The organism is Providencia sp. PROV048 (genome assembly GCF_033688165.1).
Taxonomy (GTDB): Bacteria; Pseudomonadota; Gammaproteobacteria; order Enterobacterales; family Enterobacteriaceae; genus Providencia; species Providencia hangzhouensis.
In genome coordinates, this window is sequence record NZ_CP096360.1 from 2,004,477 (window position 1) to 2,017,465 (window position 12,989).

15 protein-coding genes are annotated in these 12,989 nt (G+C 40.9%); 6 read left to right on the forward strand and 9 right to left on the reverse strand.

The genetic code is table 11. From position 1 onward, the window contains the following. The first annotated feature begins 48 nt into the window (after window positions 1-48). The gene (hda, locus tag M1F26_RS08700) at window positions 49-750 is read left to right on the forward strand and encodes a DnaA inactivator Hda (RefSeq protein ID WP_036957653.1); all 702 of its coding nucleotides are present in this window, start codon (window positions 49-51) and stop codon (window positions 748-750) included. 43 nt (window positions 751-793) lie between these two features. On the opposite strand, the gene arsC is transcribed toward hda, so the two are convergent. Beyond that, entirely contained in the window at window positions 794-1,150 is a 357-nt protein-coding gene (arsC, locus tag M1F26_RS08705; protein ID WP_094960485.1) for an arsenate reductase (glutaredoxin), read from the reverse strand. A 12-nt stretch (window positions 1,151-1,162) separates the two neighbouring features. Further along, a complete protein-coding gene (locus M1F26_RS08710; RefSeq protein ID WP_036958108.1) occupies window positions 1,163-2,626 on the reverse strand; it encodes a tetratricopeptide repeat protein in 1,464 nt (487 codons plus the stop codon). A 196-nt stretch (window positions 2,627-2,822) separates the two neighbouring features. On the opposite strand from M1F26_RS08710, the gene M1F26_RS08715 reads away from it, so the two are divergent. Continuing rightward, complete coding sequence (locus M1F26_RS08715; RefSeq protein ID WP_004253547.1) at window positions 2,823-3,887, forward strand: AI-2E family transporter; 1,065 nt, start codon at window positions 2,823-2,825, stop codon at window positions 3,885-3,887. 47 nt (window positions 3,888-3,934) lie between these two features. Here M1F26_RS08715 and bcp read toward each other — a convergent pair whose 3' ends face one another. Next, the gene (gene bcp, locus M1F26_RS08720; RefSeq protein WP_004253548.1) at window positions 3,935-4,405 is read right to left on the reverse strand and encodes a thioredoxin-dependent thiol peroxidase; all 471 of its coding nucleotides are present in this window, start codon (window positions 4,403-4,405) and stop codon (window positions 3,935-3,937) included. Window positions 4,406-4,419: 14 nt separating this feature from the next. Then, complete coding sequence (locus tag M1F26_RS08725) at window positions 4,420-4,977, reverse strand: glycine cleavage system transcriptional repressor (RefSeq protein ID WP_004253549.1); 558 nt, start codon at window positions 4,975-4,977, stop codon at window positions 4,420-4,422. A gap of 287 nt (window positions 4,978-5,264) precedes the next feature. On the opposite strand from M1F26_RS08725, the gene dapA reads away from it, so the two are divergent. From dapA to purC, 3 genes are all read left to right on the forward strand, one after another. After that, on the forward strand, window positions 5,265-6,173 hold the full coding sequence (dapA, locus tag M1F26_RS08730) for a 4-hydroxy-tetrahydrodipicolinate synthase (protein ID WP_004253550.1): 909 nt from the start codon (window positions 5,265-5,267) through the stop codon (window positions 6,171-6,173). Between the two features lie 16 nt (window positions 6,174-6,189). After that, window positions 6,190-7,245, forward strand: a complete 1,056-nt coding sequence (bamC, locus tag M1F26_RS08735) for an outer membrane protein assembly factor BamC (RefSeq protein WP_140172249.1) — start codon at window positions 6,190-6,192, stop codon at window positions 7,243-7,245. A gap of 522 nt (window positions 7,246-7,767) precedes the next feature. After that, window positions 7,768-8,481 (forward strand): phosphoribosylaminoimidazolesuccinocarboxamide synthase, encoded by a 714-nt coding sequence (gene purC / locus M1F26_RS08740; protein ID WP_004911363.1) that lies wholly within the window; start codon window positions 7,768-7,770, stop codon window positions 8,479-8,481. 59 nt (window positions 8,482-8,540) lie between these two features. Here the strand turns inward: purC and M1F26_RS08745 are convergent, their stop codons facing one another. Genes M1F26_RS08745 through M1F26_RS08765 form a run of 5 tightly spaced genes read right to left on the reverse strand, consistent with a single transcriptional unit; the run spans window position 8,541 to window position 11,951 of the window. Then, the gene (locus M1F26_RS08745; RefSeq protein ID WP_200129207.1) at window positions 8,541-9,362 is read right to left on the reverse strand and encodes an energy-coupling factor ABC transporter ATP-binding protein; all 822 of its coding nucleotides are present in this window, start codon (window positions 9,360-9,362) and stop codon (window positions 8,541-8,543) included. Continuing rightward, window positions 9,349-10,212 (reverse strand): ABC transporter ATP-binding protein, encoded by an 864-nt coding sequence (locus M1F26_RS08750; RefSeq protein ID WP_140172247.1) that lies wholly within the window; start codon window positions 10,210-10,212, stop codon window positions 9,349-9,351. Before M1F26_RS08750 ends, M1F26_RS08745 begins: the two co-directional genes overlap by 14 nt. Next, window positions 10,203-10,907 (reverse strand): energy-coupling factor transporter transmembrane component T, encoded by a 705-nt coding sequence (locus M1F26_RS08755; RefSeq protein ID WP_094960489.1) that lies wholly within the window; start codon window positions 10,905-10,907, stop codon window positions 10,203-10,205. The genes M1F26_RS08750 and M1F26_RS08755 overlap by 10 nt, the downstream gene beginning before the upstream one ends. Continuing rightward, a complete protein-coding gene (locus M1F26_RS08760) occupies window positions 10,908-11,489 on the reverse strand; it encodes an ECF transporter S component (RefSeq protein ID WP_140172246.1) in 582 nt (193 codons plus the stop codon). Window positions 11,490-11,525: 36 nt separating this feature from the next. Beyond that, the gene (locus M1F26_RS08765; RefSeq protein WP_112307956.1) at window positions 11,526-11,951 is read right to left on the reverse strand and encodes a PPC domain-containing DNA-binding protein; all 426 of its coding nucleotides are present in this window, start codon (window positions 11,949-11,951) and stop codon (window positions 11,526-11,528) included. 582 nt (window positions 11,952-12,533) lie between these two features. On the opposite strand from M1F26_RS08765, the gene M1F26_RS08770 reads away from it, so the two are divergent. Beyond that, window positions 12,534-12,986 (forward strand): DUF441 domain-containing protein, encoded by a 453-nt coding sequence (locus M1F26_RS08770; protein ID WP_004253572.1) that lies wholly within the window; start codon window positions 12,534-12,536, stop codon window positions 12,984-12,986. Window positions 12,987-12,989: the final 3 nt, after the last annotated feature.

Genomic DNA, 12,989 nt, shown 5'->3' on the forward strand with positions numbered 1-12,989 from the left:
TATGGTAAACTGCTAGATGAAAATTGATTTGTACAGCCAGAGGCGCTTCTGAACACACCATCACAGCTTTCATTACCACTATATCTGCCAGATGATGAAACCTTTGCAAGCTTTTATGCAGGGGAAAATGGGGCGTTGCTGTCTGCTATTCAGTCTGCTATTAATCAACCACACGGTAGTTATATCTATTATTGGTCGCGAGAAGGTGGTGGAAAAAGCCATTTATTACATGCGGCTTGTGCTGAACTGTCTGAACAAGGCATTGCAGTAGGCTATGTCCCTTTAGATAAACGTGCATATTTTGTCCCTGAAGTACTAGACGGTATGGAACATTTATCACTCGTTTGTATTGATAATATTCAGTGCATCGCGGGTGATGAAGAGTGGGAAATGGCGATTTTCAATTTATATAACCGTATTTTGGAAATTGGCCGAACTTGTTTATTAATCACTGGGGATAGGCCACCTCGGCAAATCGAACTGAAATTACCTGATTTAGCGTCTCGCCTTGATTGGGGACAAATTTATAAACTGCATCCACTGAGTGACGAAGATAAAATTTGGGCACTGCAATTACGTGCTCGTATTCGTGGTTTCGAATTACCGGAAGATGTGTGCCGTTTCGTATTAAAACGTTTAGATAGAAAAATGGGAACCTTGTTTGATATCTTAAACAAACTTGACCACGCATCCATCGTTGCTCAGCGCAAATTAACGATCCCTTTCGTAAAAGATATTCTAAAACTTTAGTAGACTAAACGAGTTGGCAGCCGCATAGCTGCCAAAATAGTGACTATAAGATTTCACAGACTTGCTCAGGCGGACGGCCTAAGCGTGCTTTATCACCATTAACAACGATAGGGCGTTCAATCAACTTAGGGTTCTCATGCATCGCTTTAATGAGTTGGTCCTGAGTTAAGCTGTCATCGTTTAAATTCAATTCCTTATACAGCTCTTCTTTGGTGCGCATTAATTGACGAGCATCTTTAAAGCCTAACATTTTAAGGAGTTTTTTGATCTCAGCTACCGTTGGGGGTGTTTTTAAATATTCGACCACCGTGGGAGTGATACCCTTATCAGTTAAAAGGGCTAGGGTTTCACGACTTTTAGAACAACGTGGGTTGTGGTAAATCTTAATCGAATCCGTCATTATTTTAACTCCTTACGGTTTTGCATTTTTGTCACGTAATTGTAGTTTTCTAAGCGCATCAATGCGAGCGTCATAACGCTGTTGTTCATAGCTGCCTAAACGGCTTTGACGGCTAGCATCGCTGAGATAATTAATCGCAGTGTCATAATTACCCCGTAATGCCATTCCTTCTGCGTAAGCGGCGAGTTCTTCTGTACGTTTACCTTGCTTTGCAGACGCTTCGGCCAGTAAATCCCAGCCAATCGGGTCATCAGGGTAATCAAACGTATATTTATTCAACAAGGTTGTAGCTTCTTTATATTGATGATTATTAATTAATGCGTTGGCAAGGTTAACAATGAAAACAGTATTTTTCGGTGTTTTTTTCAATGCGTTTTGTAAACGCGAAACTGCTCTAGCAACTTGATTTTGTTCGATATCGACATCCGTCATACTATCAATAAACCAAGGGTTATCAGGTTGTTTCGCTAATAGCTCTGTCAGGATTTTACCTGCTTCTGCATATTTTTTGTCCTGAGAAAGAAGTAACGCTTTACCATATTGTGCCGCAATTTGCTCTTGTGCAGAACCTTTCCCGTAATTTTCAATAATTTGGTCTAAGGCATGTTTTTGCTCGGTGCTATACATGGCCAAAATACGAACGCGAGCTAACATAAAATCCAGTGATGATGGCACACTCACTTTAGGATATTGATTAGAGCGGTTTCTTGCATCCGCTAAACGGCTATCCGGTAAGGGGTGCGTTAATAGGATTTCAGGGGGCTTCGACATATAACGAGTTTGGTCTGACATCGTTTGCATAAAATCAGCCATGGCGTGTGGGTCAAAGCCAGAGCGCCTTAATGTCTGCAAGCCAATACGGTCAGCTTCTTGTTCATTGGCTTGGGTAAAGCTGATCATACCTTGTTGAACCCCAGCCATTGTTCCTGTTAAAGCGGCAAAACCGGCTTGAGGATTCGCCATCACTAACAGTAAAGAACCAATGGTCCCTGCAATCGCGAGAGGAGTGGTGCTTTTCTGGTCTTCCATCATTCGCGCAAGGTGTCTTTGCGTGACGTGAGATATTTCGTGAGCCATGACTGATGCGAGCTGGCTTTCATTTTGGCTGTACCGAAATAATGCGGAATGCAGCACGACATTCCCCCCAAAATAGGCATATGCGTTAATATTGGGGTTATTGACTAAATAGAACTTAAACGGTGTTTTAACTGAGTCGGCATTTTTTACTAAGCGCATGCCAAGTTTGTTAACATACTGAGTTAACAGTGGGTCATAAATAAGAGGGGTACTGGCTCGTATTTGGCGTGTGATTGCGTCTCCCATAATAATTTCTTGGTTGATGCTAAGAGTGCCTCCCGCCGTCGTTCCTATATCGGGTAAGGTATCTTCAATTGCGCTATAAGCAGGTAAAACTGCACCGTTCATTAGCGCAGCGATCATGAAAGCCAATAATGGATATTTTAAAGTTTTCTTCATGAAACGTGAGTATCCCATACAACATTTAAATTTAGGGTAAGTACCGACTTTATTTCGGGTATGTTTAAGTAAGGCACCTAAAAACGCGAAAAGTTTAAAACACATGATAGCAAAAGCTATCGTAAAATCTGTTCTTCGGTATAATTTTCGTTACTTTAGGAACTGTCCTTTGCACTAATTCCCCCAGGAGCAATAAATGCTGGAATTGTTTTTACAGTGGTATCGTCGGCGTTTTGCTGATCCACAAGCCATAGCCCTCTTTACATTACTCGTATCGGGGTTTGTGATCATCTTCTTTTTCAGCAGTATACTGGCTCCATTGCTGGCGGCAATTGCTTTAGCTTATTTACTTGAATGGCCAACCAATTTATTACAGCGTATAGGGTTATCTCGTTCAGTTGCTGTCGGTATTATTTTGACCTTATTCGCTGGAATAAGTGCCATGGTTATTTTAATTATTGCGCCGACGGCATGGCAGCAAGGGATTAATTTGATGGCCGATCTACCAAATATGGTTAACCGTTTCAATGAATTCGCACAGAAATTACCAGAGCAATACCCCGCATTAGTGGATGTTGGCATTATTGATATGATGGCAGATAACCTTCGTAGCCGCATGTCGGGTATTGCGGACTCAGTGGTTAAAGCGTCAGTTGCATCATTAATTGGTATTTTTACTTTGGCGGTTTACTTAGTTCTAGTGCCTTTGATGACATTTTTTCTTTTAAAAGATAAAGAACGTATCAGCAAAAGCTTTCTTAAGTTATTACCCAAAAATCGTTTGTTAGTGGGCAAAGTTTGGGTCGAAATGAATGAACAAATCACCAACTACTTACGAGGGAAAGTAACAGAAATGGTAATTGTTGGGGTGGCGACCTATTTATGTTTTGCTTATTTTGACTTGCGCTATTCCGTATTGTTATCGGTTCTTGTCGGAGTAGCGGTATTAATCCCTTATATTGGTGCGGTAGCGGCCACGATCCCAGTGGTTATTGTTGCGCTCTTTCAGTTCGGTATCGGCAGTGAATTTTGGTACCTAATGTTAGTTTACTTAGTGATCCAAGGTTTGGATAGCAACGTTGTTGTGCCTTTATTGTTTTCTGAAGCGGTAAATTTGCATCCACTAGTGATTATTTTATCTGTTGTGATATTTGGTGGGTTATGGGGCTTTTGGGGCGTATTTTTTGCAATCCCATTAGCAACACTGATTAAAGCGGTCATTCACGTATGGCCGGAAGAGCCAACGGAATCACAAAACTAGGTTAGGAATAGTGCTGTATGGGGGCATACAGCACTAAGATGTGGCGATTAAGCGTGTGTATTAATGTAATCAAGCACGATTTCGTGGTGGTTACTGGTTTTAAAATTGTCAAAGACGTGTTCTATTTTCCCAGTAGGGTCAACGAGGAAGCTAATACGATGAATCCCATCATAGGTTTTCCCCATGAATTGTTTTTCACCCCAAACCCCAAATTGCTCACATACTTGGTGGTCTTCATCTGATAATAAAGTGAAGTTCAACATCTCTTTTTCAGCGAAACGAGACAGTTTCTCTGGTTTGTCTGTGCTAATACCTAATACTTCGACACCTTTCGCTTTAAGTGTATCCATTTCATCACGTAGACCACACGCTTGAACAGTACAACCAGGGGTCATCGCTTTAGGATAAAAGTAAACTAATACGCGCTGACCCTGATAATCAGAAAGATTGATGAGCTCACCATCTTGGTCAGGAAGGCTAAATTGAGGCGCCTTATCACCGGCTTTCAATGGGTTCATTACATATATCTCCGTTAACTTTGCATGTTGGGGTTGTTAACAATACTTATGTTGCCTTTAGCATTTAGCATTGTACACAGTTGTTGAAATTTATTTTTTATGATTATGCCATTATCGTCCAACGGGTCGTGTGCAGTAATCTGAATCTCCAGTTGAGCGGGCATATCATTATTGGCTGGTTGTGTTTTAGAAACAAGCTCTGCGATATTACACTGCGAGGTTGTGAATAAATTTGTGAATTGCTCGACAATACGGGGTGCATCGTCAACAACAACATTCACTGTTACTGTCGATGGGTAATAGGTTGTTTGAACACTCTGGGTTCTTTTCATTACGATGAGCAAATCAAGCTCGGCACCCTTAGGTGGCAATGTCGCCTCTAAAAGGGTGATAGCATTCCAACTGCCTGAAAGCATCATAATGAAGGTAAATTCCTTGCCAAACATCGCTAAGCGACTATCTTCAATATTACAATCACACTCGCTGACTAGCCGTGTAATAGTATTCACAATGCCCGGACGATCTGTTCCCAGCGCAGTAATGACAAGAAATTGCTGTTCAGTCTTAGGCAAAGTCTATTCCTTAGTATTTTAATTATGTCAGTTAAACATTTGATTAGAATATAGCAGTAAAATTCTAGCACTAAAAACTGACTGACTATGAAGGTAAGGAAACCATAAAAAAGACAATCTGCCAAGAGGGGAAATAGACTCTTGCGAGAAATATCAGTGAATTATTACTTCTATTTAAGTTAATGTGCTCGGCATTAACAAAATTCATTAAATTCTTGCTGTTGGGTGGTTTTCTTCTTTGAAATGAAAAAGTAACATGGTAGTTCAATTATTGAGGGGGTATCGCTATGGCTAATGGAAACGCAAACTATAAAGATTTTTTAACGGGAAGCATTGTTGCAGTTATCACACCAATGGATTCGGCGGGGCGTTTAGATAAAGCCAGCTTAAAAAAATTGGTGGATTATCATGTTGAAAGCGGAACAACTGCGATTGTTTCTGTTGGTACAACTGGCGAATCAGCAACCTTAACGCACAAAGAACATGTGGATGTCGTGAAAGCGACACTTGAATTAGCGGATGGCCGTATTCCTATTATTGCAGGAGCAGGCGCAAATGCGACAGCTGAAGCTATTTCGCTGACAAATGAGTTTGAAAACAGTGGTGTAGTTGCTTGCCTGACGGTAACACCTTATTATAATAGACCTTCTCAGGAAGGGTTATATCAACACTTTAAAGCAATTTCAGAAAACACGAGCTTGCCACAGATTCTTTATAATGTACCATCACGCACTGGCTGTGATATGTTGCCTGAAACCGTTGGGCGTTTAGCAAAACTGGCGAATATTGTTGCAATTAAAGAAGCAACAGGGAACTTAGCTAGGGTTCATCAAATCAAAGAACTGGTTGATGATAATTTTGTACTGTTAACAGGTGATGACGCAACAGCACTTGATTTCATGCAACTGGGTGGTCAAGGCGTTATTTCAGTCACATCCAACGTTGCGGCACCACAGATGGTAAAAATGTGTGACTTAGCGCTTGCAGGCAAATATACTGAGGCGCGTGAATTAAATAAAAAACTGATGGGGCTTCATCTTCAGTTATTTGTTGAACCAAATCCAATTCCAGCGAAATGGGGCTGTCATCGCTTAGGCCTGATTGCAGATGGTACATTACGGTTGCCAATGACACCGTTAACCACCTCGGGCCAGCAAAAAGTTGAGGAAGCCTTGAAGCTCGCTGGGTTACTGTAAAATTTAGGGAATTTTAATGGCAACATTATTGCAAAAATCGAAGGTTATGAAGGTTGCTGGCCTGTCACTTGTCGTGTTACTGGCAGCCTGCTCCAGCGATCAGCGCTATAAACGTCAGGTCAGTGGTGATGAGGAATATCTCAATGCTGCGCCATTGAAAGTGTTGAATGTGCCACAAGGGCTGACATTACCAGAACAAAATGGTGAGTATGATATCCCTAAAGCCACATCAACAGGGGCAATAGGGAAAGCGTTAGACATTCGTCCGCCAGTACTGACAATTTCGCAATTAGCGGGTTCTCGTACAGAGGATAGCGCTCAAGCAAGTCGTTTGTTGCTAGAAAATACACCTGAAAATAGTGCACTTTGGTCACAAGTTACGATGATCTTAGAGCAAAGAGGTATTCCAGTTTCATCTAAAGATGATGGTTCTCGCTCAATTGAAACCGATTGGGTCAAATGGGATCGTGCAGATGAAAACGTACCGATTGAGAGTCGCCATAAAGTAACAGTGCAACCAGAAAATGGTATGATGGCGTTAACGGTAACCAGCTTAGGCTTACGTCAAGGTGGTGAGACCATTACCGATGTTGTCGAAACTCAACGTTATAACAAACTGTTATTGAATGAATTAACCGATAACTTATATACGTTGCGTGATACTTCAAACAAAAATAGCATCCAAAATGCTTATGGTATCATTGATGTTCAAACAGGTAGTGATGATACTGGCTTACCTTTAGTTGTTGTTCGTGCGCCATTTGATGCAGTATGGGAACGCTTACCACACACCTTAGAAAGTGTTGGCATGAAAGTGGGTGACCGTACACGTTCAAGTGGTTCTGTGCTGGTGACTTATAAAGGTTTAAGCAGTTCAGAATGGCAGGCGTTGGGCATTGATGACCCAACTGTGCCAGAAGCGGATTATAAAGTGCAGGTCGGTGATTTAAATAACCGTAGTACACTGCAATTTATCACCACCAAAGGTGTTCCTTTAACACAAAAACAAAATGATGAAATGGTTGCTGCACTGAAAGCGGCGTTTAGTAAAGCACCAGCTAAAAAGCAATAATTCAACATTTTTAGATGACTAATTAAACCGTAGCTTAAATACAAGCTGCGGTTTTTTTATTTAAATTGGATGGGTTTGTATTGGGGTAAAGATATTAAGCTTCATACGCATAGGCTGGTGGTTATCAGCTCTGTATTTTGTTTATTTAATGCTTATCGTAACCTATATGCTTAGTTAATTATTAATTAGCATTCCATCAGTTTCAATTTTCCTTCTCTGGAAGGCTAATTTTATCTTTCATGTTTTCACTTAAAACAAATGGACAAAAAATCAGTATTTATGGTTAAGTAATCGTTTGCGTCCGCTCCGGAATTTTATTATCATGATTAGCAGTCAATTATAAAATATTGAATATCAGCTAGTTAGCGTTTTACATAGTGAATTTCAGTAACTGACTGAAACAGAGCAGAAAATTAACAATGAATAGGCCATTTGAATGGTTTTTGTTCTTCTGTTACTTATCTGAATCTGCTGTGCAGGTTGATTTTTGTTTAGTTTAATCACATCCCTGGAGTGTGTAAGATGCAAAAGAAAGCTGAGTTGTATCGTGGTAAGGCAAAAACAGTCTATACCACAGAGGATCCTGATCTACTGGTTCTGGAGTTCCGTAATGATACATCAGCACTCGATGGTGAGCGTATCGAGCAGTTTGACCGTAAAGGTATGGTAAATAACAAGTTTAACCATTTCATTATGAGCAAATTAGAAGCAGCCGGTATTCCAACGCAAATGGAAGCATTATTGTCTGACACAGAAGCTCTAGTGAAAAAGTTAGATATGGTGCCGGTTGAGTGTGTGATCCGCAACCGTGCAGCGGGTTCACTGGTAAAACGCTTAGGTGTTGAAGAAGGCATGGTGTTAAACCCGCCTTTATTTGACTTATTCTTAAAGGACGATGCCAAGCACGACCCGATGGTGAATGAATCGTACTGTGAGACTTTTGGTTGGGTGAGTAAAGAAAATTTGGCTAAAATGCGTGAGCTAAGCTACAAAGCCAATGAAGTGCTCAGTAAAATTTTTGCAGATGCAGGGTTAATTTTAGTCGATTTTAAACTGGAGTTCGGCTTGTATAAAGGCCAGGTTGTCTTAGGTGATGAGTTTTCCCCAGACGGTAGCCGTTTATGGGACAAAGAAACACTGAATAAAATGGATAAAGACCGTTTTCGTCAGAGCCTTGGTGGTCTAATTGAAGCTTACGAAGAGGTCGCCCGCCGTATTGGCGTGCAGTTAGATTAATTAATTTCCTATAATTTGAATGAGATTTTAGCCTGCATTGCAGGCTATTTTTTTATTTTTTAGTTATTAATCGGGCGCGACTGTTGGTTAATAAAATGTGTGATCCATGATGAAAGAGTGGTATCAGTAGTATTTATTTGTAGTTGCTGACTAAGTGATATCAATGTCGGTGCGGGAAGTGGGCTTTCAACTTGTAACTCTGGATGACCTAATACTTCCAGTGGTTGACCATCAGCGATTAGATTACCATTTGATAGATGTATTATACGTTGAAAATGGCGGGCGACAAAATCAAGATCGTGGCTAATCGAAACGACAGTTACCCCTTTTTCGCGTTGTAGTGTCAGCCAGTCTTCGAATTTTCGCATCCAAAAGGCATCAAAGTCACGGCTTGGTTCATCAAGTAGCAATAGTTTAGGTGAAACAGCCTCTAAGCAGGCAACAGCAACCATCCTGCGTTGGCCTGCATGTAAATCTAAAGGGTGTTTATCCGCCACATCGGATAAGTGACAAATTTCAAGTGCTTGCTGTACTCGCGCTTGAATATCACGTTTATGATGTTTTTGGCGTTTTAAACCAAAAGCAATTTCATCACGTACACAACTATGAAAAATTTGTTTCTCAGCTTCTTGGAATAAGATCCCAATATGGTTAGCTCTTTGTGGGGAGGAAAGAAGATTAAGCGGCAGGCTATCAAGCCGAATATCACCTTGTGTTGGGCGCAATAACCCCGCTAAAAGGCGCAATAGCGTTGATTTACCTGCACCATTATCCCCAACTACAGCGACCCATTCACCAGAGTGAATAGATAGAGATAAAGATTGTATGTTATCAATAGTTGAACTTGGCCAACGATAACTCAGGTTTTCAAGCTGTAACATATCGCTCCTTAAACATCTGTAGCAATTGTGCTTCATCGTGGGGAATATTTCCTTGCCAATACCCTAATTTGAGCAGTTCACCTACCGCGCGCCAAGCATCTGGCATATTGATTGTTTCAATGGCATCAAGAAAAACATCATTTAAACCGCCTGTTGCGACCATTTTCCCAGCCTCTAAAAAGGTTTTACCCGTATTCAGCAAAAGGAATGAGTCACAGAAACTGATGGCTGGTAATAAGTTGCGCTCAAAAAAAATAATGCTACAGCTTGTTTGTTCTGTATAGCGTTGTAATTGCGTTAAGATGCGTTGTGTTGCACTCGGTGTGAGCCGACTAAAGGCTTCATCAAGTAACAGGAGTTTGGGTTGCATCGCTAATGCGCTTGCTAACACCACTCGTTGCGCTTCACCGCCTGATAAGGTTGCAGGATGGTGCGTTCGCAGTGCCCTACAAAACGTCAGTTCAATGGCAAGCTCAACTCGCTCACTAATTTCGTCGGGTGTTAAACCGAGGTTCTCAGGCCCGAACGCAATTTCCTGTTCAACGGTAAACGCGCAGCCTGAAAGTTGTAATTGGGGGGATTGCTGAACTAGTTGGCGTGATATAGACACCTGAACCACGGAGTTGTCAGCTAAGGGCGCTCGTAATATCTCTGCGGTTCCTTCGATTTTCCCCTGAATGAGGTTATTGTGCCAACCGGCGAGTATTTGCGCTAATGTGCTTTTTCCGCTGCCGTTACCGCCAAATATGCATAGCCATTGGCCTGCGTTTAGCTGAAGATCAATCGGCCCTAATAGGGACTGCTCCGCACCTTGTGGAATGAAGCGCATTTGTTGTAGATTTACCACCACAGAGATAGACCACCTTCAATGAAAATTAACAGAACTAACCCATATCTAAGTACTGCTTGGAGAGAGCTATCTCTAGGCGGGTTTAATGTGGTGCGTTTGGCACAATAACGAAAACCACGCATATCTAATGCGGCTCCACGAATACTTAGTTCACTTAAGGTATTACTGGCAAGTGGAAATAATAGGGCAGGTAACGATATAACACGTTGCCAAAAGCGCCCGTCAAGAGGGACGCCTCTTGCCAATTGTGCCTCACGGATGGTGTTTAATTGCTGACGAAATTGTTCTGCAAGTAATAACGGGCCTGCGAGTAGGTATGCAAAACTAGCAGGTAAACGGCTAGCAAATAACGCACGAATAAAGCGTTCAGTCGGTACATATTGCAACCAAAGCTGAGAAGCGCTAATAATCGTTAATAACTTAAACCACAATGCTAGTGCAAATTCAGGGCGGCTATTTTTTAATGTGGCTCCGGTTAATAGCTGAGCTAGCCAGCCACCATGAATTAACCAAAGCCCTGCCGCCATGGGAAGCATAATCCACGCAACTATTTTCCATCGGTGGCGTGCGGGCCGCCAAAATAATAAAACACCAAATGTGCTGCAACCTAGCAGAATTAATGGCCAGCTCAATGGTAAGAAAAGCGAGCTTACACTGAGCCAAAACCAAATTGTCAGCGAGGTAAATGGATGCATTTAACGGACCTTAGCCATATTTGGATAATTACGTTGGACACGTTCTGGTAATTGTCGAACCAATAACCAAGCAATAATGGCTGATGCGACTTTATCTGCAATATTGGCGCCTAATACTGTAATTGCCACCGATTCTAATAAGTTATCGCCAACAGCATGAAAATACGCGACAAAAAAGTCAGCGCCGCTACCGGTTGTTCCTGCAAACAAGTAAGTGCGAATGGGAACAGCAACGATCATCAACGCAAAAGTAATGACAACACCGGATAAAATCACTCTTGGTAAGGTGCGAAAACCACCTGCGCGAGCTAATAACCCAGCACTCAGGCCAATCATCATCGCGACAGGGGCGAAAGCCGCTGCAATTGGGCCGCTGAGTAAACCCCATAATAGATTTGTTAATAATCCACTCAATAGCGCAACCCAAGGGCCTGCTAATAATGCACAAATTAATGTTCCTATAGAATCTAGGAATATCGGCAGTTTTAACATTGAGCTTAATTGGCCAATAACCATATTAATAGCAATAGAAAAAACAATTAAAGTCAGTGTACGACTAGAAATAATCGACGATTTACTCATGACAAAGTCATTCCTTACAGTAATGGAATAATAAAATTAGCGAGAAGTGATGATAAGCTCTTCATAACCAGACAAAAGGCAAGGTTCACGAGTGAAATTAACTTTTTCAAGTTCCCCAATAATCAGCTCTAATGTTGTTCTAACAGTACAACCCGGCATCATATGGCCACCGAGAACTTTCCCTTCTTCATCAGAGACAGACAAATGCAGGTGTTCGCCGTTAGCATCTAACGTGCCAATTAATGAAACAATTTCGAATTTGCCTGTTGTGTGAAACGTGTTCTCTTGTCCTGCAAAACGCAGTGCGACATGAGTTAAGCTGCCGACGCTACTGGCAATAAATGCAGCTTGTAGGCTGTGTTGCTCAATTTTTCGTTTTAATGCTAAAAGCGCATCTTCTCCAGGCACTAAGCGGATAGCAATAAAACGAGCGTTTGAAAAGGGGGATAAAGATTGGTTCATATTGTTAATCCTAATCATTGTGCTTGCGCAGAGCGTCGCACAACCATGTAAATCATTAAAATTATAAATAATGCTAAGTTATGATTTTTCTGTATTAATTATTGGTGATTATTATACGTAATTGAGATGGATTGTCTGGTTGTAAAGGTATTTAGGACTATCTTCAGCAAAAGGCACCACAAGTTGGTTTTTATGATGATAAATATAAAAAAAATGCAGAAATAAAAAAATAAACAGTGATGAATATTCCGAATATTTAGCTTAAGTTTTGGTGGCGATGGGAGTTATCTGTATTGCCATGCTAATTTTATGTACAATTCGGCTTGTCACCGTGAAATATGCTAAGAAGGCATTTTTTAAAAAGTACTAAATAGATAATAAAGAACAACTAAAATGTCACACTTGAGTTAATACATTGTGCGGAAATAGTAAGGTTTTTTATTAATAAAAGTATCGTCACCGTAAAAATAAAAAGAGTTGGCGTTAATATTTGCTTCTTTGCTGATGAGCCAATAACATGTTTTTAAATCAGTCTATTTGCTGCTAATAAATTATAATTATGCGTTTTACAGGGATAAATCTATGAGTCATGTTGACCCAACATTAATCATTCTACTGGTATTAGCCGGGTTAGGTATCATTAGTCATAATATGACAGTCACTCTTGCGATGTTATTTTTATTGGTGGTCAGAATAACACCATTGAATAATTATTTTCCATGGGTTGAAAAATATGGCTTAACCATTGGGATACTTATCTTAACTATCGGTGTTATGGCGCCAATTGCGAGCGGTAAAATAACGGCAAATGAAGTATTGAGCTCATTTTTGAATTGGAAATCGATTCTTGCAATTGTCATCGGGATCGCCGTTTCTTGGTTAGGTAGCCGAGGTGTCACATTAATGTCCCATCAACCTTCTACTGTTGCAGGCTTACTTGTTGGAACTGTTATTGGTGTTGCTTTATTCCGTGGTGTTCCTGTAGGGCCTTTAATTGCTGCCGGGATCTTGTCATTATTAATTGGTAAATCATAGTAT